The organism is Sphingomonas panaciterrae (genome assembly GCF_036890205.1).
Lineage (GTDB): Bacteria > Pseudomonadota > Alphaproteobacteria > Sphingomonadales > Sphingomonadaceae > Sphingomonas > Sphingomonas panaciterrae.
This window is the reverse complement of sequence record NZ_JAKNQR010000004.1, coordinates 167,368-185,903: the sequence shown is the minus strand read 5'-3', so window position 1 is coordinate 185,903 and position 18,536 is coordinate 167,368. Positions and strand designations below refer to the sequence as shown.

The 18,536-nt window shown below is 67.6% G+C and carries 20 protein-coding genes; 8 read left to right on the top strand and 12 right to left on the bottom strand.

All coding sequences use genetic code 11. The features are described from left to right. Positions 1-140: 140 nt before the first annotated feature. Positions 141-878 carry a DUF2490 domain-containing protein gene (locus tag L8F96_RS12620; protein WP_334656189.1) on the top strand — a complete coding sequence of 246 codons (738 nt, stop codon included), beginning with the start codon at positions 141-143 and terminating at the stop codon, positions 876-878. Between the two features lie 3 nt (positions 879-881). On the opposite strand, the gene L8F96_RS12615 is transcribed toward L8F96_RS12620, so the two are convergent. The 4 genes from L8F96_RS12615 to L8F96_RS12600 all read right to left on the bottom strand — a co-directional run bounded on the left by L8F96_RS12615 (position 882) and on the right by L8F96_RS12600 (position 3,585). Then, positions 882-2,009: a GNAT family N-acetyltransferase gene (locus tag L8F96_RS12615; protein ID WP_334656187.1), complete on the bottom strand. Its 1,128-nt coding sequence runs from the start codon at positions 2,007-2,009 to the stop codon at positions 882-884. 149 nt (positions 2,010-2,158) lie between these two features. Continuing rightward, positions 2,159-2,623, bottom strand: coding sequence for a RidA family protein (locus L8F96_RS12610; protein WP_046411562.1), 465 nt, complete (start codon positions 2,621-2,623; stop codon positions 2,159-2,161). Positions 2,624-2,656: 33 nt separating this feature from the next. Further along, the gene (locus tag L8F96_RS12605) at positions 2,657-3,313 is read right to left on the bottom strand and encodes a hypothetical protein (RefSeq protein WP_046411560.1); all 657 of its coding nucleotides are present in this window, start codon (positions 3,311-3,313) and stop codon (positions 2,657-2,659) included. Then, positions 3,310-3,585 (bottom strand): DUF3572 family protein, encoded by a 276-nt coding sequence (locus tag L8F96_RS12600; RefSeq protein WP_334656186.1) that lies wholly within the window; start codon positions 3,583-3,585, stop codon positions 3,310-3,312. Before L8F96_RS12600 ends, L8F96_RS12605 begins: the two co-directional genes overlap by 4 nt. A gap of 38 nt (positions 3,586-3,623) precedes the next feature. Here L8F96_RS12600 and L8F96_RS12595 point away from each other — a divergent pair, with 38 nt between their 5' ends. After that, a complete protein-coding gene (locus L8F96_RS12595; RefSeq protein WP_296220518.1) occupies positions 3,624-3,986 on the top strand; it encodes a response regulator in 363 nt (120 codons plus the stop codon). 15 nt (positions 3,987-4,001) lie between these two features. Here L8F96_RS12595 and L8F96_RS12590 read toward each other — a convergent pair whose 3' ends face one another. Next, positions 4,002-4,406 (bottom strand): DUF1489 family protein, encoded by a 405-nt coding sequence (locus L8F96_RS12590; RefSeq protein WP_334656185.1) that lies wholly within the window; start codon positions 4,404-4,406, stop codon positions 4,002-4,004. Between the two features lie 39 nt (positions 4,407-4,445). Further along, positions 4,446-5,855 (bottom strand): magnesium transporter, encoded by a 1,410-nt coding sequence (gene mgtE / locus L8F96_RS12585; protein ID WP_046411553.1) that lies wholly within the window; start codon positions 5,853-5,855, stop codon positions 4,446-4,448. Between the two features lie 137 nt (positions 5,856-5,992). Here mgtE and L8F96_RS12580 point away from each other — a divergent pair, with 137 nt between their 5' ends. After that, positions 5,993-6,448 carry a peptidylprolyl isomerase gene (locus L8F96_RS12580; protein ID WP_046411551.1) on the top strand — a complete coding sequence of 152 codons (456 nt, stop codon included), beginning with the start codon at positions 5,993-5,995 and terminating at the stop codon, positions 6,446-6,448. Between the two features lie 102 nt (positions 6,449-6,550). On the opposite strand, the gene L8F96_RS12575 is transcribed toward L8F96_RS12580, so the two are convergent. Beyond that, positions 6,551-7,441, bottom strand: a complete 891-nt coding sequence (locus tag L8F96_RS12575) for a LysR substrate-binding domain-containing protein (protein WP_046411550.1) — start codon at positions 7,439-7,441, stop codon at positions 6,551-6,553. Between the two features lie 329 nt (positions 7,442-7,770). On the opposite strand from L8F96_RS12575, the gene L8F96_RS12570 reads away from it, so the two are divergent. Further along, complete coding sequence (locus L8F96_RS12570) at positions 7,771-10,062, top strand: CDC48 family AAA ATPase (RefSeq protein WP_046411548.1); 2,292 nt, start codon at positions 7,771-7,773, stop codon at positions 10,060-10,062. Positions 10,063-10,116: 54 nt separating this feature from the next. Here the strand turns inward: L8F96_RS12570 and rlmN are convergent, their stop codons facing one another. From rlmN to L8F96_RS12555, 3 genes are all read right to left on the bottom strand, one after another. Beyond that, the gene (gene rlmN / locus L8F96_RS12565; protein WP_417158984.1) at positions 10,117-11,298 is read right to left on the bottom strand and encodes a dual-specificity RNA methyltransferase RlmN; all 1,182 of its coding nucleotides are present in this window, start codon (positions 11,296-11,298) and stop codon (positions 10,117-10,119) included. Positions 11,299-11,380: 82 nt separating this feature from the next. Continuing rightward, positions 11,381-11,830, bottom strand: coding sequence for a hypothetical protein (locus L8F96_RS12560; protein ID WP_334656239.1), 450 nt, complete (start codon positions 11,828-11,830; stop codon positions 11,381-11,383). Between the two features lie 24 nt (positions 11,831-11,854). Beyond that, on the bottom strand, positions 11,855-12,496 hold the full coding sequence (locus tag L8F96_RS12555; protein WP_046411545.1) for a histidine phosphatase family protein: 642 nt from the start codon (positions 12,494-12,496) through the stop codon (positions 11,855-11,857). Here L8F96_RS12555 and L8F96_RS12550 point away from each other — a divergent pair. The 3 genes from L8F96_RS12550 to dnaN all read left to right on the top strand — a co-directional run bounded on the left by L8F96_RS12550 (position 12,495) and on the right by dnaN (position 14,708). Further along, entirely contained in the window at positions 12,495-12,788 is a 294-nt protein-coding gene (locus tag L8F96_RS12550) for a hypothetical protein (protein WP_334656184.1), read from the top strand. The genes L8F96_RS12555 and L8F96_RS12550 overlap by 2 nt on opposite strands. Continuing rightward, positions 12,781-13,434, top strand: a complete 654-nt coding sequence (locus L8F96_RS12545) for an outer membrane protein (RefSeq protein ID WP_046411544.1) — start codon at positions 12,781-12,783, stop codon at positions 13,432-13,434. Before L8F96_RS12550 ends, L8F96_RS12545 begins: the two co-directional genes overlap by 8 nt. 155 nt (positions 13,435-13,589) lie before the next feature. Next, positions 13,590-14,708, top strand: coding sequence for a DNA polymerase III subunit beta (dnaN, locus tag L8F96_RS12540; protein WP_125946095.1), 1,119 nt, complete (start codon positions 13,590-13,592; stop codon positions 14,706-14,708). A 60-nt stretch (positions 14,709-14,768) separates the two neighbouring features. On the opposite strand, the gene recN is transcribed toward dnaN, so the two are convergent. Further along, positions 14,769-16,424 (bottom strand): DNA repair protein RecN, encoded by a 1,656-nt coding sequence (gene recN / locus L8F96_RS12535; RefSeq protein ID WP_334656182.1) that lies wholly within the window; start codon positions 16,422-16,424, stop codon positions 14,769-14,771. Between the two features lie 49 nt (positions 16,425-16,473). Further along, the gene (locus tag L8F96_RS12530; protein WP_314470044.1) at positions 16,474-17,523 is read right to left on the bottom strand and encodes an outer membrane protein assembly factor BamD; all 1,050 of its coding nucleotides are present in this window, start codon (positions 17,521-17,523) and stop codon (positions 16,474-16,476) included. 120 nt (positions 17,524-17,643) lie between these two features. Between L8F96_RS12530 and L8F96_RS12525 the strand changes: the two genes are divergently transcribed. Continuing rightward, positions 17,644-18,468: a class I mannose-6-phosphate isomerase gene (locus L8F96_RS12525; RefSeq protein WP_334656181.1), complete on the top strand. Its 825-nt coding sequence runs from the start codon at positions 17,644-17,646 to the stop codon at positions 18,466-18,468. The last annotated feature ends 68 nt before the right edge of the window (positions 18,469-18,536 follow it).

The window sequence follows — 18,536 nt, the reverse complement described above, 5'->3', positions numbered from 1 at the left end:
TGGGCTGAACCCTCATAAAGCCGCAGCGCAAAAAAATGCGCCGCGCTGCGGCACCTTTCCGATCCTTAAGGTGTTGAAGAAGGAGAGGGGAGGACCGGCCATTGAACCGATGCTGGGCGGCAGCTGTGGCTGCATGTGCGATGGGGGTTGCGCTACCGGTGGCGGCCGAGACCAACCACGGCGGGCAGATCTGGGGCGGGATCCAGGTGACGGCGCCGCTTTCCGACGATGTTTTCATCACCAGTGAGATACAGCCACGCTGGTCGACCAAGAATGCCGCGACCGCACCGATCACGGTCATCCCGCCGATCATTTCCTGGCGAAAGAGCGAGTCGCTGATCCTGTCGGCGGGGTATCTTTATGCCTTCATCGATGGCGCGCGGCTGCCGCAGGACCTGCACGAGAACCGGTTCCTGCAACAGGCATCCTATCGCATCGGGGCGATCGGGCGGGTGGGCGTCCGTGCGCAAACGCGCTTCGAGCAGCGCCAGCGATCGACCGGCAAGGACTGGAATTTGCGCGTGGCGCAGCAATTGCTGCTGGCGACGCCGCTGACCAAGAAGGAAAGCGGCGGGCCGGTGGGCGTCGTCTCGGTCGAATTGTACTGGAACCTGACCGACGCCGACTGGGCCGCGCGCAAGGGATATGACGACCTTTGGACCTTTGCCGGGGTCCGCACGCCCATTTCCGAGGCGGCGGCGCTGGAGCTTGGTTATCTGAACCAGCGACAGCGGGCGGTGAACGGCCGCGCCAACATGAACCATGCCGCAGTGATCGGCATATCGTTCCAGCTGTCCACCAAGATCGTCCCGCCCAAGGTGGTGCCGACGACCGGGCCGGGATTGCAGCCGCTGCCCGACCGCGAGCGCGTGCGGTAGCGATCAGCTCTTGCGGAAGGGAGTGAGCTGACCGAGGAATTCCTGGTCTGCCTCCACCGCGACGCGTTCGCGGGCGAGGAAATCGGCCACCGCGCGGCGGAAGCCGGGGTTGGGGAAATAATGCGCCGACCAGGTGGGGACGGGCGCATAGCCGCGCATCAGCTTGTGCTCGCCCTGCGCGCCGGCCTCCACCGTCGAAAGCCCGCGTTCGATCGCAATGTCGATCGCCTGATAATAGCACAGCTCGAAGTGCAGGAACGGCACGTCCTCCGTACAGCCCCAATAGCGGCCGTAGAGCGTGTCGGCGCCGATCAGGTTGAGCGCGCCGGCGATTGGCTGGCCGTCACGCTCTGCGAGGATCAGCAGCACGCGATCGCCCATCCGTTCGCCCAGCATCGGGAAGAAGGCGCGGGTGAGATACGGGCGGCCCCACTTTCGGCTGCCGGTATCCTGGTAGAAGGTCCAAAAGGCGTCCCATTCGCGCTTGCCGATCTGATCGCCGACAAGGTGGCGGATCGTCAGCCCCTCAACGGCGGCGGCGCGTTCCTTGCGGATCGCCTTGCGCTTTCGGCTGGCGAGGGTGGCGAGGAAATCGTCGAAACTGGCGAAGCCCTGGTTGCGCCAGTGGAATTGCGTGCCCTCGCGGATCAGCCAGCCGGCGGCTTCGAAGGCGTCGATCTGATCGGGGGCGACGAAGGTGGCATGGGCGGAGGACAGATCATGCTGATCGGTCACCGCCTCCAGCGCCGCAATCAGCGCCGGCGCGGCGCTGGGATCGCGCAACAGCAGCCGGGGGCCGGGCACGGGGGTGAAGGGGGCGGCGACCTGAAGCTTGGGATAATAGCGCCCGCCTGCGCGCTCCCACGCATCGGCCCAGGCATGGTCGAAGACATATTCTCCCTGGCTGTGCGCCTTTGCATAAGCGGGGGCGACGGCGATCGGCGCGCCATCCGCGCCATCGACGACGACGGGTACCGGCTGCCACCCGGTGCGACCGCCGACGCTGCCCGAATCCTCCAGTGCGGAGAGGAAGGCGTGGCTGACGAAGGGATGGGCGGTGCCGGCGCAGGCATCCCACTGCTCCGCCGCGATGCTGGCGACGCCCTGCATCATGCGGGCCGACAGCTTCATTTGGCGACAGTCCGCGTCATGTCCTGGGGGCAGACAGGATGGAGGAAGCGCGCCAGCGCGCGGGGATAAGCCGCGGCTGGCGCCGATTCGGAAAAGATCTGGTCAGGCAAGCGCACGGCTTGGCCGGAACGACCGGGTAGCGCGAAGGTTCAGCGCGCCACTTCGATGATGGCATCGATCTCGACCGCAGCGTTGCGCGGCAGGGCAGCGACGCCGACCGCGGCGCGGGCGTGCTTGCCGGCATCGCCGAACAGCGCGACCATCAGGTCCGACGCGCCATTGGCGACTTCGGGCTGATCGCCGAAGCCGGGGGCCGAGTTCACGAACACGCCGAGCTTCACGATGCGCGCGACGCGCGACAGGTCGCCGAGCGCGGCCTTGACCTGCGCCACGACCATCAGCGCGCAAAGCACGGCAGCGTCCGAACCGGCGGCGACATCGAGATCGTCGCCGAGGCGGCCGGTCACGACCTTGCCATCGCGGAACGGCAGCTGGCCCGAGACATGGAGCAGGCCGCCGGCCTCGACCGTCGGGACATAAGTGGCGACGGGCGCAGCCGCCGTGGGGAGGGTGAGCCCGAGCTCTTCGAGCTTGCGATCGATACGGTCAGTCATGGTCCGGGGTAGAACACCAGCCGCCGTTCGCGGTCAACCGTGCGCGGCGGCGGTGCGCAGCGGGGTGGGCGCGTGCTGACCGCTGGCGAGACGATCGATGATCCAGGGAAGCGCATCCGGCCAGGCATCGATCCGCGCGTGCGCGGCCGGGGCGGCGGGCACGCCGGGGGCAAGCGCAGGCTCGGCCACCATGTGCAGGCGATGGACCTGCGGCGCATGTTCGGCGACCGATTCATGGTGCATCGGCAGATCATCGACGAACACCGTTACCGGATTGCCATGCTCTGCGACGAGCGCGGCGACCGGGCCGCCCTTTGGCCCCTGGTTGCATTCCACGCGGTGCGCGATGCCGAAGGCGGCAAGCTGATCCATGCGGTGGGTGCGGCAGCTGTCCTGCAGGTTGGTGAGGATGACGATGTCAGCAACCTCGGCGATCCGCGCCAGCGCGTCGCGCGCGTGGGGGACCAGCGTCTGGCGGTGCATCTCGGCCGGGAAGAAGCCATCGAGGAAGCCGCGCATCTCCTCCCGGCTGGGGGCGTCGCCACCGCTGCGCCGGCGCATGTTGCGTCCCAGTTCCCAGCTCGAGGGCGTGAATTCGATATCGTGCGCCTCATCCAGCCAGTCGCCGAAATGGCGCACCATGTGGATCAGCACCTCGTCGCAATCGGAAATCAGCAGCGGTCGGGTCATAGCCTCTCCAGTTCGTGGCGGGCGCGCACCAGCGCCTCGGGTTTGCAATCCAGCACAGACGCGCAGGCGATGAGATCGGGTTCATGCGCCTCCAGAAACAGGAGGCAGGCGGCGAGGACGGAGGGCTCGCCAATGCGTTCGCGCAGATCATGGGGGTGAAGCCCGGTGAGCGCCAGCAGGCGTCCCGCGCGGTCGGAATCGGACAATGTCCAGGCCAGCGCCTGCTGCGCGAGCGCGTCGGCAGGTTCTCCGTTTGAATCGGCTATTTTCATTGCCTATTGTCGTTCACCAATCGGGGGATCCAACGCGCGTGGCAAAGAAGGTGCTCGTTGTCGAGGACAACGAACTCAACCTCAAGCTGTTCTGCGACCTGTTGCGGGCGCATGAATTCGAGGCCGAGCCGGTGCGCGACGGGCGCGAGGCGGTGGCGCAGGCGCGGGCCTGCCTGCCCGACCTCATCATCATGGACATCCAGATGCCCTATGTGACCGGCTATGAGCTGATCCTGGAGTTGAAGGCGGACGAGGAATTGCGGCGCATCCCGGTGATGGCGGTCACCGCCTATGCCGGGCGCGACGACGAGGATCGAATCCGGGCGGCGGGGGCGGAAGCCTATGTGTCGAAGCCGATCAGCCTGGTGCGGTTCATGGAAACGGTGCGCGCGCTGATCTGAGCGGCGTCCGCGTGGTCAGACGAGGCCAAGCTCCGCCAGCTTTCCGAGCAGGGCGGGGGGCAACGTGGCCATGCCGCTGCCGTCGCCGTCGAGGTCGGCGGGCGCATCGGCATCCTCAAGATAGCGCCAGCCCTGGTGCGCGCGCTTGGGCCGGGCGGCGACCATGCGAAGCACCGGATCGATGTGGATCGCGACGCGGCCGCCCTCCGCCTCGCCGAAGCCGAGGATCGGCGAACGGGCGACGAGCTGGTGCTTGATGATCCAGAACAGTGAGCCCTGGCCGGCGATCTCCTCATGCCGTTTGGGCAGATAGCGCGTGGTCAGGAACAGCGGGCCTTCCTCGCCGCGCTTACGCAGCCGATCGGCGAGATGCTCGACGGCCGTGTGGCCGAAAGCGACTTTCGTGATGTGAAGCGGCATGGCTCTCCGGCAGCAGGGGAGGCTGCCATGTGGGGAGTGTCAGCCCACCAGGCCAGAGGCGCTGGCGAGGCCGAGGAAGGCGAGGAAGCCGATCGAATCGGTGGTCATGGTGACGAACACCGAGGAGGCGACCGCGGGATCGGCGCGCAGCCGTTCCAGCACCACCGGCACGAGGACGCCGGCGAGCCCGGCGACGAGGATGTTGGTCATCATCGCCGCGGCAATCACGCCGCCCAAGAGGACGTTGGCGAAGATCAGCGCGACGCCGGTGCCGATCACCAGCGCGATGGTCGCGCCGTTGAGCAGGGCGACGCGGATCTCGCGGCCGATCGCGCGCGCGGTGTTGGATTGCGTCAGCTGGTTGGTGGCCATGGCGCGCACGGTGACGGCCAGCGTCTGCGTGCCGGCATTGCCGCCGACGCCAGCGACGATCGGCATCAAGGTGGCGAGCGCGACCATGCGTTCGATCGTACCCTCAAACCGGGAGATGATGAACGAGGCGAGGAGCGCGGTGAACAGGTTGGCGATCAGCCAGCGGACGCGCGCCTTGTAGCTGTCGAACACCGGCTCGTTGATGTCGCCTTCGCCAGCGCCCGAGAGCAAGAGCGCGTCCTCGCCGGCCTCTTCCTGAATGATGTGGACGATATCGTCGACGGTGATCATGCCGACCAGGCGGCCGGAATTGTCGACCACCGCGGCGGAAATCAGCGCGTATTTCTGGAAGCGGAGCGCGACCTCTTCCTGATCCATGTCGACCGGGATCAGCGTCTGTTCGCGCGCCATGACGTCCGAGATGGCGATCGCGCGCGGCGTGCGCAGGATCCAGGACAGCGCGCAGGTGCCGACCGGCTTGTGCTGCGGATCGACGACGAAGATTTCCCAGAAGTCGGTGGTGAGTTCCTCGTCACCGCGCAGGAAATCGAGCGTGTCGCCGACCGTCCAATGTTCCGGCACCGCGATCAGCTCGCGCTGCATCAGGCGGCCGGCGGATTCCTCCGGATAGCTCAGCGCCTCCTCGATCGCCGCGCGATCGTCGGGCTCCATCGCGCGGAGCACCTCGCGCTGGTCGTCGGCGTCGAGATCCTCGATGATCGCGACCGCGTCATCGGTGTCGAGTTCGGACGCGATGTCCGCGACCTGCCGCGCGTCGAGCGCGTCGATCAGCTGTTCGCGGACGTAATCGTTCATCTCGGCGAACACGTCGCCATCGAGCAGGTCGGCGACCGCCGAGGCCAGAGCGGCGCGGCGGTCCTCCGGCGTCAGCTCGAACAGGTCGGCAATGTCGGCGGGGTGGAGCGGTTCGACGAGGCGCTGCGCTTCCTCGGTATCGCCGCGCTCGACCGCATCGAGCACCGCATCGACAAAATCGGGCTTCAGCCGATCATCCGCGTCGAGCTGGCCTTCATCCTCGCCCGCGCGATCGGCATGACGGAGTTCGGTTTCGCTCATCGCTGGCCTCCTCCGGCGGGTTGATCCGTGCGGCTCCTAGCGGGCGGAAAGTCGCGTGCCAACCGCCTGCGGGTTTGCGTTCGGGAGGGCCGACGGGTAGGGCGCCGGCTTTCCGGATAACCCGAAGGAGGCTTGCGATGGCCGATACCTACAACACCCTGACGCTGACGCTGGATGGCGGCGACGTGACGATCAAGCTGCGCCCGGATCTGGCGCCCGAGCACGTCAAGCGCATCGCCGAACTGGCCAACGAGGGCTTTTACGACGGCGTCGTGTTCCACCGCGTGATCCCGGGCTTCATGGCGCAGGGCGGTGATCCGACGGGCACCGGCATGCACGGGTCGGACAAGCCGAACCTAAAGCAGGAGTTTTCGAAGGAGCCGCACGTGCGCGGCGTCTGCTCGATGGCGCGGACCAACGATCCGAACAGCGCCAATTCGCAGTTCTTCATCTGCTTCGACGACGCGCGCTTCCTCGACGGCCAGTACACCGTGTGGGGCGAAGTGACGAACGGCATGGAGCTGATCGACGCACTGCCCAAGGGCGAGCCGCCGCGCGAGCCGGGCAAGATCGTCAAGGCACGCGCCGAGTAAGCGACGGGTCACGCCGCCGGGTGGCTGCGTGACCGTTCCGCCGGGGTGCGGGCGGAGAGATCCGCCCGCGCCGTCCGGTGTTCTGCCGATACCCGCTGACAGTCAGACGTTCTCGGCCGCGAGCGTCGTCACGAGCCAGTCGCGGAAGATCCGCACCTGTTTGAGCTGCAGCGCCCGCGGGCGGCAGACGAACCAATAGCTGTACGGGCTCACCACCTCGATATCGAACAGCCGGACGAGGCGCGGGTCGGCCGCGTCCTGGAAATGGCTTTCGTGCATGAAGGCGACGCCGAGCCCCTGTGCCGCCGCCTCCAGCATCAGCGCGCCCGAATCGAAATGGTCGACCGCCAGCGGCTCGATATCGTGGAGCCCCGCCGCCTGGCGCCAGGCGGTGAAGGTGTCGGGCATCTCGCGATGGACGAGCGCGGTCAGCGTCGCGAGTTGCTGCGGCCGGACGATCGGGTCGGCGCGATCCACCAAGGTGCGGCTGCCGATGACATAGACGCTGTTGCGGTCGAGCCGGCGGGCATAGAGGCTGGGGTCGATATCGCGGGCGAGCGCAATGACCGCATCGAGCCCCTCGCCGAGCCGGGCGATGCCGTGGGCGCCGGTATCGATGTCGAGATGGATTTCCGGGTGCGCGCTGCGCAACTCGCCCAGCCGCGGGAACAGCCGCTGCGAGGCGAACAGCGGGAGGACGCCGAGGCGCAGGCGCAGCACGTCGACCGCGCTGGTCATCGATTCGACCGCGTCGGACAATTGATCGAGCAGCGGCGCGATCTGCGCCAGCAGCCGTTCGCCATCGCCGTTCAACACCATCGCCTGATGCCGCCGGTCGAACAGGGGGCGGCCAAGGAAGCGTTCGAGCGTCTGGATCCGGCGGCTCAAGGCAGGATTGGACAGCGCCAGTTCCTGCGCGGCGGCCTTGATCGAGCCCAGCCGTGCCACGGCCACAAAGGCCTCGATCGCAGTCAGCGGCGGCAAACGGCGCATAGACTGATCATTCCCCCTATATCCGGCCATCATGAGACCGGCCCGGTGCCGGAACAAGCGGCACGAGTGACGATTGCAGGTTTTGCATTCATCATTCGTTTCTTCGCACTTGCACAAAAGACACCCCGACGGCAATTAGGGCGGGCCTTTCAGGCATCCTCTCCTAAAAACTTTCATGGGCTGGTCTTCGGACCGGCCCTTTTTTTTTGCCTGTCGCGCGCGCGCGGGCACGTCGTCGGACCCGAAGCGTTACGATCACGGGTGGCACCCCTCTAAAAACGCGGGCGCGCTTCCATATCTATCGTCGCCTAGCCCGGAGGAGAAGTGCATTGGCGGACGTCGAGACACAGGCGCAAAAGCTGCAGGTCGCGAATTCGAGGCCGGAGGACAGCGGCCGGGGCATCGCCCACCTGCCGCGTGCGTTCATGGCATCGCTGGGCCTGACGGAAGGCGATGTGATCGAGATCGTCGGCAAGAAAACGACTCCGGCGCGCGCGGTTGGGCCCTATTCTGAGGACGAGGGGCTGGCGATCGTCCGGATCGACGGCCTGCAGCGCGCCAATGCCGGCGTCGGCTCGGGCGATTTCGTGGAAGTGCGCAAGGCCGAATCGAACCCCGCGACGCGGGTGGTGTTCGCGCCGGCGGCGCAGAATTTGCGGCTGCAGGGATCGACGGTGGCGCTGAAGCGCACCTTCATCGGCAGGCCGCTGGCGCAGGGCGACGTGGTGGCGACCGCAGGGCATCAGCGCGTGGCGAACATGCCGCCGGGCATGCAGCAGTTCGTCAACGCGCCGGCCTATGCGCTGCAGGAGATCCGCCTGGTCGTCGTCTCCGCGGCGCCCAAGGGCATCGTCCACATCGACGAGAATACCGAGGTCGAGCTTCGGCCCGAATATGAGGAGCCGAACGAGGCGCGGCGTGCCGACGTCACCTATGACGATATCGGCGGCATGGCGGCGACGATCGACCAGCTGCGCGAGATGGTGGAGCTGCCGCTGCGTTACCCGGAGCTGTTCCAGCGGCTGGGCGTCGATCCGCCCAAGGGCGTGCTGCTGCACGGCCCGCCCGGCACCGGCAAGACGCGGCTGGCGCGCGCCGTCGCCAACGAGAGCGACGCGCAATTCTTCCTGATCAACGGCCCCGAAATCATGGGCTCCGCCTATGGCGAGAGCGAGGGGCGGCTGCGGCAGGTGTTCGAGGAGGCGTCCAAGTCAGCGCCGTCGATCGTGTTCATCGACGAGATCGATTCGATCGCGCCCAAGCGCGGACAGGTATCGGGCGAGGCGGAGAAGCGCGTCGTCGCGCAGTTGCTGACGCTGATGGACGGGCTGGAGGCGCGGGCGAACCTGGTCGTCATTGCCGCCACCAACCGGCCGGAGGCGCTGGACGAGGCGCTGCGTCGGCCGGGGCGGTTCGATCGCGAGATCGTGGTCGGCGTGCCGGACGAGCGCGGGCGGCGCGAGATTCTGGGCATCCACACCCGCGGCATGCCGCTGGGCGACAAGGTCGACCTGGGTGAGCTGGCGCGCACGACGTTTGGCTTCGTCGGTGCGGACCTTGCCGCGCTGACCCGCGAGGCCGCGATCGAGGCGGTGCGCCGGATCATGCCGCGGCTGAACCTGGAGGAGCGGACCATCCCGCCCGAGGTGCTCGACACGCTGGCAGTGACTCGCGAGGATTTCATGGAGGCGCTGAAGCGCGTCCAGCCGAGCGCGATGCGCGAAGTGATGGTGCAGGCACCCACGGTGCGCTGGGACGATGTCGGCGGGCTGGACGATGCCCAGATGCGCCTGAAGGAAGGCGTCGAGCTGCCGCTGAAGGACCCGGATGCGTTCCGGCGCCTCGGCATCCGGCCGGCCAAGGGCTTCCTGCTCTATGGCCCGCCGGGCACCGGCAAGACTCTGCTGGCGAAGGCGGTGGCGCGCGAGGCGGAGGCGAATTTCATCGCCACCAAATCGAGCGACCTGCTGAGCAAATGGTATGGCGAGAGCGAGCAGCAGATCGCCCGCCTGTTCCAGCGCGCGCGGCAAGTGGCGCCGACGGTGATCTTCATCGACGAGCTCGACAGCCTGGTGCCGGCGCGCGGCGGTGGCCTCGGCGAGCCGCAGGTGACCGAGCGGGTGGTGAACACCATCCTTGCCGAGATGGACGGGCTGGAGGAATTGCAGTCCGTGGTGGTGATCGGCGCGACCAACCGGCCCAACCTGGTCGATCCCGCGCTGCTTCGGCCGGGGCGGTTCGACGAGCTGATCTATGTCGGCGTGCCGGACGAGGCCGGGCGGCGGCGGATCCTTGGCATCCAGACCGCCAAGATGCCGCTGGCGCATGACGTCGATCTCGACGTGGTGGCGCGGCGGACCGAGCGGTTCACCGGCGCTGACCTTGGCGACGTGGTGCGGCGGGCGGGCCTGATCGCGCTTCGCCGGTCGCTGGGTGCGCGCGAGGTCTACATGGGCGACTTCGAGGCGGCGCTGGGCGAATCGCGCGCCAGCGTTACCGACGAGATGGAGCGCGATTACCAGCAGATCGCGTCCCGGCTGAAGCAGGACGCGGCATCGATCCAGCCGATCGGCTTCATCTCCCCGGGGCAGCTCAGCCCACGCGGCGACCGCCGCGACTGAACGCAAGAAGGGGAGGGCAATGCCCTCCCCTTCATGGCGTTTGTGCCGATGGGATCAGGCGGCGGCAGCTTCGGCCGCTGCTTCGCGATCCAGCGGGGCGCGGCTCTTGCGCTCGGCCGCGGTCTTGAGCTGGCCGCAGGCGGCGTCAATGTCGCGGCCGCGCGGGGTGCGCACCGGCGCGGAAATGCCCGCTTCGAAGATGATGTTCGAGAAGGCGCGAATCCGCTCCGGCGTCGAACATTCATAGGCGGTGCCCGGCCAGGGATTGAACGGGATCAGATTGACCTTTGCCGGCAGGCGATAGTGGCGCAGCAGGCGCACCAGTTCACGCGCGTCATCGTCCGAATCGTTCTTGTCCTTCAGCATCACATATTCGAACGTGATGCGGCGGGCATTGTTGGCGCCGGGATAATCGGCGCACGCCTGGAGCAGTTCCTCGATGCCGTATTTGCGGTTGAGCGGCACGATCTCGTCCCGCACCGGTTTCGTCACGGCGTGGAGCGACACGGCGAGGTTGACGCCAATCTCCGCCCCCGCGCGCGCCATCATCGGCACGACGCCCGAGGTGGAAAGGGTGATACGACGCTTAGACAGGGCAAGGCCGTCGCCGTCCATCACCACCGAGAGCGCGTCGCGCACATTGTCGAAATTGTAGAGCGGCTCCCCCATGCCCATCATCACGATGTTGGTGAGCATGCGGCCTTCCGGCTGGCTGGGCCATTCGCCAAGGCCATCGCGCGCCAGCATGACCTGACCGACGATCTCGCCGGCGGTAAGATTGCGCACGAGCTTCATCGTGCCGGTGTGGCAGAAGGTGCAGTTGAGCGTGCAGCCGACCTGGCTGGACACGCACAGCGTCCCGCGGTCCGCATCGGGGATGAAGACCATTTCGAAATCCTGGCCGTCGTCCGAACGCAGCAGCCATTTGCGCGTGCCGTCCGACGATACCTGCGCCTCGACCACCTGCGGGCGACCGATCACGAACCGTTCGGTCAGCCACGGATGCTGCGCCTTCGCGATGTCGGTCATCGCGGTAAATTCTGTCGCGCCGCGATTGTAGATCCAGTGCCAGATCTGCTTGGCGCGCAGCTTTGCCTGACGCGGCTCAAGCCCGGCGGCGGCGAGCGTCTCGCGTAATTCGTCCTTGGACAGCCCGACGAGGTCAATGCGGCCATCGGCGCGCGGGGTGACCGCACGGGCAACGGGCACGGGATCGAAGTGCCCCGGGATGGGCATGGGCGCGGCCGACACTGTCTGCATCGCGCGCATATAGCGCAGGACAGGGGGAATTTCCAGCACGGCCGCCGGACAGCGGCGCCTAGCCGGCGCAGCCCAGCGTCGCGGCGTCGATGGCGGTAGCGGCGCCGCCCAGCGCATAGCTGTCGGCAAAGGGGCGGCCGGCGCGGTTGAGCGTCGAGACGCTCATGCTGCGCGCGCCGCGCATCGCCGCGACGATCGCGCGGTCGGTGGCGGCGTCGGGCGACCACACGGCGCGATCGTTGCCGGTCAGCACGAAGCGCCGCTCACCGATCGCCAGCGTGACCGGCGCTGCCGCATCGCGCGGGCGCGACAGGCGGACGTAGAGCGCGGGGCGGCGGCTGGTGCCGAAGCGCGCGGCGATGCTGGCGAAAGCGCCGCTGCCCGAGCGCACGGGAGAGGTGATCGCGTAACAGCGCGGCGGCGACCCGGTGTGAAACGCGCCCCACGCGTCGTACACGCCGATCGCCGTCGGCTCCCCGGCGAGCAGGAGCGCGGCGACGAGGATCATGCTCACAGGACCACGCGGCCAGGATCAGGCCGGGGCGTGGCCGGTGCCCAGATGCACCACCGTCTCGCGGCCGCGCTCGATCATCGTCACCGTGCCCTGTGGGTGGCCGGGCAGCACCGGCGCGCCGCACGGATCGATCGGCGCACCCGTCATCACCCCGCGCATCACGCGGCTGGAGATTCCATGCATGATGACCAGCCGATCGCCATCGTCGTCAGCGGTATCGGCGAGCCAGCCGCCGACCCGCGTCGCGATCGCCTCATAGCGCTCACCGTCCGGGGCGCAACGCAGCAGCCCACGTTCGTCGATTACCGGGCCGACTTCGTCGACGACATCGGCGTAATAACGGCCACCCCATGCGCCCATGCCGATTTCGATCAGGCGATCGTCGTGGCGGGCGTCGTGCCAGTCGAGTTCGAGATGCTCGGCAATGATCGCCAGCGTCTGCAGCGCGCGACCCGTCGAGGAGGCCCACATGGTCAGCTTCGGCCTGGCGCCGAGATGCGCACGCAGCGCGCGGCCCATCTCCTCCGCCTGAGCGAAGCCGGCGCGGGTGAGGGGGGTGTGCGGGGCATCCCCCTGCAGCCGGCGCGCGGCGTTGAAGACGGTTTCGCCGTGACGGGCGACGAAATCGCGGCCACGCCGCTGGGTGGGATCGATTGCCATGGCGCTGCTTTTGGTCGGACGGGACGCGAAAGCAACGATTTTTGCCGATCGGGCGCGCGCGAAAACAGTCAAACCGGTCGTCAAGACCTCGCGTGTCGGGGCGAGGTTCCAACGAAACAAACGGCTTGTCGCGGATAGGTCGGCAGGATCGTTGTTCAAGCCCCTGTGGCGCAAAAACAACGAAAATCCTTGTTTATCTGAGGTTCATGCAACGGCCCGCGAAATTCATCATTTGACCGTCACCCGCCCACGCTTGTGGGACGGAAACGCAAATGGAGTTGTTTATGCGTAAGCTTATCCTGGCGACGCTCGCCGCCACCACCGCTGCCGTTGCTGTTCCGGCTGCTGCGCAGGACGCCGGCCCGTTCACCGGCCCGCGCGCCGGCGTGATCCTGGGCTATGACGCGCTGCGCCCCGGCGACACGCAGGATTCTCTGATCCGTGGCGATCAGGGCAGCGACGGTTTCCTGTACGGTGGCGACATCGGCTATGACGTGGCGTTCAACAACCTGGTGGTTGGCGCCGAGGCCGAAATCACCGGTTCGACCGGCAAGGTGACCAACGATCCGCGCAACCCGAACGATTTCGGCTATGGCCGCGTGAAGGCTGGCCGTGACCTGTACATCGGTGGCCGTATCGGCGTGATCGCCGCCCCGACCACGCTGATCTACGGCAAGGTCGGCTACACCAACGCCCGCCTCGACCTGACCCGCGACGACACCACGACGGTGACCGGCCGCAACTTCAACCTCGACGGTTTCCGTCTGGGTGCCGGTGTCGAGCAGTCGCTCTCGCCGAACACCTACGCCAAGCTCGAGTATCGCTACTCGAACTACGGCGAGGCGAAGCTGCGTTACCCGAACGGCGCGACGACCGGCACGTTCGGCGTTGACACCGACCGTCACCAGGTGGCGGCCGGCCTCGGCTTCCGCTTCTGATGCGGACGGGCGCGGCCGCTGGCCGCGCCCGACAGGCGGTGGATGTGAACAATCCACCGAAAAGAGGGCCGGGGCGCTTGCTCCGGCCCTTTCTGTTTGGCTAGGAAACGGGCGAGTTGCCCCTGGTCGAATCCGGCGGGCCGGGGGATCAAGTGATGAAGGCGACGATCGAACGCGCAACGCTCCTGAAGGGGCTGAGCCATGTCCAGTCCGTGGTGGAACGCCGCAACACCATTCCGATTCTGTCCAACGTGCTGATCGAAGCGACGGTCGAGGGTGCGCTGCGCCTGATGGCGACCGACCTCGACCTGCAGATCAACGAGAGTGTCGCGGCATCCGTGGAACAGCCGGGCGCGACCACCGTGTCGGCGCACACGCTGTTCGACATTGCGCGCAAGCTGCCCGAGGGCGCGCAGGTGTCGCTGAGCGCCGCCGACGGCCGGATGACGATCGTCGCCGGGCGGGCGCGATTCTCGCTCGCGACGCTGCCGCGGGACGATTTTCCGGTGATCGCCGAGGGCGAGCTGCCGACCCAGTTCGAGATGCCGGCTGAGGCGCTGAAGCAGATCATCGACAAGACGCGATTTGCGATCTCGACCGAGGAAACGCGTTATTATCTGAACGGCATCTTCCTCCACGTGTCGGAGGATGGCGGATCGCAGCCGGTGCTGAAGGCTGCCGCGACCGATGGCCATCGCCTGGCGCGCGTCACGTTGCCGCGGCCCGAGGGCGCGGAGAACATGCCGGATGTGATCGTGCCGCGGAAGTGCGTGGCGGAGTTGCGCAAGCTGCTCGATGAGGTGGACGGTTCGGTCGGCGTGTCGCTGAGCGGCACCAAGATCCGGTTCGACCTGGGTCAGGCGATCCTGACGTCCAAGCTGATCGATGGTACCTTCCCGGATTACAGCCGCGTCATCCCGACCGGCAACGACAAGATCCTGAAGCTCGACCCGTCGGCGTTCATGGAGGGCGTGGATCGCGTGTCGACCATCGCCACCGAGAAGACCCGCGCGGTGAAGATGGCGCTGGATCGCGACAAGATCACGCTGTCGGTGACGAGCCCGGAGAATGGCACCGCAGCCGAGGAAGTGCCCGGCGAATATGTCGCCGCACCGTTCGAGATCGGCTTCAACAGCCGGTATCTGATGGACATCCTGGGCCAGATCGATGGCGACGTGGTCGAGGTGCACCTGGCCGATGCGGCGGCGCCGACGCTGATCCGCGAGAATGACAAGGCGCCGGCGCTGTACGTGCTGATGCCGATGCGGGTCTGAGCAGCGAGCGAGAATGGTGCCGGGGTGATGAGCCCCGGTGCCGACCTTAGGCGTTTCCGATCAGGCTGTTTCGATGAGGCGGTCGGCCTGCGCCCGGGCCTCGTCGGTGATCGTCGCGCCGGACAGCATCCGGGCGATTTCCTCGCGCCGTTCCGAATTGTCGAGCTGACGCACGCCGGTGCGCGTGACGATGCCGTCATTGCGCTTGGCGATCAGCAGATGCGCGGCACCTCGGGCGGCGACCTGTGGCGAGTGGGTGACCACCAGCAGCTGCGCCTGCGTGGCGAGGCGATGCAGCCGCTCCCCGATCGCCGAGGCGACCGCGCCACCGACGCCGCGATCGATTTCGTCAAAGATCATCGTTGCCGCGCCGCCTTCTTCCGCGAGCGCGACCTTCAGCGCGAGGATGAAGCGTGACAGTTCGCCGCCGGACGCGATCTTGATCAGTGCGCCGAAGGGCGCGCCGGGATTGGTCGCGATCTCGAACTCGACCCGATCCTGGCCGGCCGGGCCCCAGAGATCCTCGGGCAGCGGCGCGATGGTGGTGCGGAAACGCGCGGCATCGAGCTTGAGCGGGGGAAGCTCGCCAGCGACCGCGACGTCGAGCCGCTCGGCGGCGGCCGCGCGTGCCGTGGACAGGGACGCGGCGGCGGCGAGATAGAGGTCGCGCGCCGCCCGCGCGCGCTGCTCCAGTGCGGCGATGCCTTCCTCACCCGCCTCGAGCCGGTCGCGGCGCTCGCGCAATTCATCGGCCAAAGCGGCGAGATCATCGGGCTGTACGCGGTGCTTGCGGGCCATGCCGCGCAGGTCGAACAGCCGCGCCTCGTCCTGTTCGAGGTCGCGGGGGTCGAACGCCAGCGCGCGGCTGGCCTCGCTCACCTGATCGCCGGCGTTGCCCGTTTCCACCATCGCACGGTCGAGCGCGGCCAGCGCCTCGGTCAGCGCCGGATGGTCGGGGGCGATTCGGTCGAGGATGCGCGCTGCCTGGCGCATCCTGGCCAGTGCGCCGTCCGAGCCGTCGAGCGCGTCGACGAGCGCGTTCAGATCCTCGGCAATCTTTTCCGACCGTTGCATGATGCGCCGGCGCTCGGCGAGCGTTTCCTCCTCGCCGGGCTCGGGCGCGAGCGAATCGAGTTCGGTGACGGCGTGGTCGAGCCACTCGCGATCGCGGGCGGCAGTCTCGATTTCGTCCCGCGCCGACGCCAGCGACGCTTCGGCGGCGCGCCAGTCGTGCCAGGCGGCAGCGACGCCTGCGGTGTCGAGTCGCGCGAAGGTATCGAGAAGCGCACGGTGGCCGCGCGGGTTGAGCAGGCCGCGATCGTCGTGCTGGCCGTGGATCTCGACTAGCCGGCTGCCGAGTTCGCGCAGGAGCGCAGCCGAGGCGGGCTGATTGTTGACGAACCCGCGGCTGCCGCCGTCCGCCTTCACCACCCGGCGGATGATCAGCGGTTCGCCATCCTCCGCCTCCAGCCCGTTGTCGTCGAGCAGCGCGGCGATGCCGGCCGGCGGATCGAAGGTGGCGGTGACGCTGGCCTGCGCCGCGCCGTGCCGCACGAGCCCGCTGTCGCCGCGCGCGCCGAGCGCCAGGCCGAGTGCGTCGAGCAGGATCGACTTGCCCGCGCCGGTTTCACCGGTGAGGACGCCAAGGCCGGGGCCGAAATCGAGGTCAAGCGCCTCGATCAGGACCACATCGCGAATCGAGAGCGCCGTCAGCATGAAGGGCCCAACGCCCGAACGGCCGGGCGGTGCATCAGCAGTGCTGCGCTCACTGGTCCTGCGGCGGCGGGACGTCCGCTGGAGCGGGGGGCGTGCCCGGCTGCACGCCGGTCGGCGTCGCGGTGGACGGGGCGTTGCCACCCGGCGTCGCGCCGGCACCGCCGCTGGTGGTCGCCGGCGTCGGGGCGCCCGGCGCCTCGGCACGCGGCGTGGGCGTTTCCTCGACCGGCAGCACCTCCACCTCCTTGCGGATCGGCGCCTCGGGCGCGGGGACGGTCGCCTGGGGAATGATCTGCTCGCCCGGGGCGAGCGGACGAATCGGCGTGGTCGGGTTCTCGCCCAGCAGATCGTAGGCGCGCTTGTACCACCAGGTTTCGGGATAGTTGGCGCCGAGCACCGCCGCGGCGCGCTTTGCCTCCTCGCGCACGCCGAGCGCCAGATAGGTCTCGGTCAGGCGCATCAGCGCCTCCGGCGTGTGGGTGGTGGTCTGATAATCGTCGATCACCTTGCGGAAGCGCAGCGTTGCCGCCAGCCACTGGCCACGCCGTTCGTAGAAACGGCCGATCTCCATTTCCTTGCCGGCGAGGTGATCGCGCACGAGATCCATTTTCAGCCGGGCGTCCGCGGCATAGCGGCTGTTGGGATAGCGGCGGGTGAGCTCGCCCAGCGCATCCTGCGCCTGCGCGGTGATCTTCTGATCGCGCGTGACGTCGTTGATCTGCTCATAATAGCTGATCGCGATGAGGTAATAAGCGTACGGGGCGTCGCGATTGCCCGGGTGGACCGACAGGAAGCGCTGTGCGCCCTGGATCGCCTCCGTGTAATTTTTCGCCAGATAGTTGCTGAACGCGCCCATCAGCTGCGCCCGGCGCGCCCAGACCGAATAAGGGTGCTGGCGCTCCACCTCGTCGAACAGCGCCGCCGCCAATTTGTACTGGCCCTGGTCCAGCTTTTGCCGGGCCGCGGTGTACAAGGTGCCCACGTCGCGCGCGACGTACGGGAGATCGCCGCCGGCGCGATTACGCGCACAACCTGCGATCGGCAGTGCCATCGCCGCAAGGAGCAGGGCGACGAGCGGACGGGACGGGAGTTTACGCATCGTTGTGGCCTTTAGCGCAGGGCCGCGCACGCGAACAATGCTGAAACGTCGTGAATGAAACGCATTGAGGGCGGCGGCGTTCGGCGGATAGGACTAAGCCTTATCATTATGGGACCTCATATGACTGCAACCTTGCTGGCCACCAAGCGGGTCGAGAAGCCGTGGGGGCGGCATAGGCTGTACCCGGGATTTCCCGATCCGGCCCCCGGCGGTGAACCGATCGGTGAGGTGTGGTTCCAGTCGCCGCATCCCGAAGAGCCGGAATTGCTGATCAAATATCTGTTCACCAGCGAGAAGCTGTCGGTGCAGGATCACCCGTCGGACGAGGAGGCGCAGAAGCGCGGCCTGCCGCGCGGCAAGGACGAATGCTGGCTGATCCTGGATGCCGAGCCCGATTCGACGATCGCGATCGGGCCGAAGCAGCCGATGACCGCGGACGAATTGCGCCAGAGCGCGCTGGACGGGTCGATCGAGGACAAGCTCGACTGGAAGCCGGTGAAGGCGGGCGACTTCTATTATTCGCATTCCGGCGTGATCCACGCGATCGGCGCCGGGCTGACGCTGATCGAGGTGCAGCAGAATTCCGACACGACCTATCGCCTGTACGATTATGGCCGGCCGCGTGAATTGCATCTGGATGACGGCATCGCGGTCGCCGACCTGCAGCCCTATGTCGCGCCGCCGCGGCCGGGCGAGATTGCGCCGGGGCGAACGATCCTGGTCGAAGGGCCCAAGTTCGTGCTGGAACGCTGGGGCGGCGGCAAGCGCGAGATCGACCTTCCTGAGGGCAAGAGCGGGTGGCTGGTGCCGATCCGCGGCGAGGGTGTCGTTAGTGGCGTCGCCTGGCGCGCGGGCGAGTGCGTGATGGTGACCGGTCCCGAGCTGCTCCATGCGTCGGAGGATGCCGACCTGCTGTTCGCCTATACGGGCACCAGCCGAATCTGATTCGCGACGGGCCGCGCGGTCCCTCGCGGCAACACGGCCCCTCGACAAGCAGGGCATGCGCGGCAAAG

Bases quoted from the DNA above. Each gene is read 5' to 3' on its own strand.
- L8F96_RS12620 (WP_334656189.1), top strand. From the start codon at position 141: ATGGGGGTTGCGCTACCGGTGGCGGCCGAGACCAACCACGGCGGGCAG.
- L8F96_RS12615 (WP_334656187.1), bottom strand. From the start codon at position 2,009: ATGAAGCTGTCGGCCCGCATGATGCAGGGCGTCGCCAGCATCGCGGCG.
- L8F96_RS12610 (WP_046411562.1), bottom strand. From the start codon at position 2,623: ATGACTGACCGTATCGATCGCAAGCTCGAAGAGCTCGGGCTCACCCTC.
- L8F96_RS12605 (WP_046411560.1), bottom strand. From the start codon at position 3,313: ATGACCCGACCGCTGCTGATTTCCGATTGCGACGAGGTGCTGATCCAC.
- L8F96_RS12600 (WP_334656186.1), bottom strand. From the start codon at position 3,585: ATGAAAATAGCCGATTCAAACGGAGAACCTGCCGACGCGCTCGCGCAG.
- L8F96_RS12590 (WP_334656185.1), bottom strand. From the start codon at position 4,406: ATGCCGCTTCACATCACGAAAGTCGCTTTCGGCCACACGGCCGTCGAG.
- mgtE (WP_046411553.1), bottom strand. From the start codon at position 5,855: ATGAGCGAAACCGAACTCCGTCATGCCGATCGCGCGGGCGAGGATGAA.
- L8F96_RS12580 (WP_046411551.1), top strand. From the start codon at position 5,993: ATGGCCGATACCTACAACACCCTGACGCTGACGCTGGATGGCGGCGAC.
- L8F96_RS12575 (WP_046411550.1), bottom strand. From the start codon at position 7,441: ATGCGCCGTTTGCCGCCGCTGACTGCGATCGAGGCCTTTGTGGCCGTG.
- rlmN (WP_417158984.1), bottom strand. From the start codon at position 11,298: ATGCCCATCCCGGGGCACTTCGATCCCGTGCCCGTTGCCCGTGCGGTC.
- L8F96_RS12560 (WP_334656239.1), bottom strand. From the start codon at position 11,830: ATGATCCTCGTCGCCGCGCTCCTGCTCGCCGGGGAGCCGACGGCGATC.
- L8F96_RS12550 (WP_334656184.1), top strand. From the start codon at position 12,495: ATGGCGCTGCTTTTGGTCGGACGGGACGCGAAAGCAACGATTTTTGCC.
- L8F96_RS12555 (WP_046411545.1), bottom strand. From the start codon at position 12,496: ATGGCAATCGATCCCACCCAGCGGCGTGGCCGCGATTTCGTCGCCCGT.
- L8F96_RS12545 (WP_046411544.1), top strand. From the start codon at position 12,781: ATGCGTAAGCTTATCCTGGCGACGCTCGCCGCCACCACCGCTGCCGTT.
- dnaN (WP_125946095.1), top strand. From the start codon at position 13,590: ATGAAGGCGACGATCGAACGCGCAACGCTCCTGAAGGGGCTGAGCCAT.
- recN (WP_334656182.1), bottom strand. From the start codon at position 16,424: ATGCTGACGGCGCTCTCGATTCGCGATGTGGTCCTGATCGAGGCGCTT.
- L8F96_RS12530 (WP_314470044.1), bottom strand. From the start codon at position 17,523: ATGCGTAAACTCCCGTCCCGTCCGCTCGTCGCCCTGCTCCTTGCGGCG.
- L8F96_RS12525 (WP_334656181.1), top strand. From the start codon at position 17,644: ATGACTGCAACCTTGCTGGCCACCAAGCGGGTCGAGAAGCCGTGGGGG.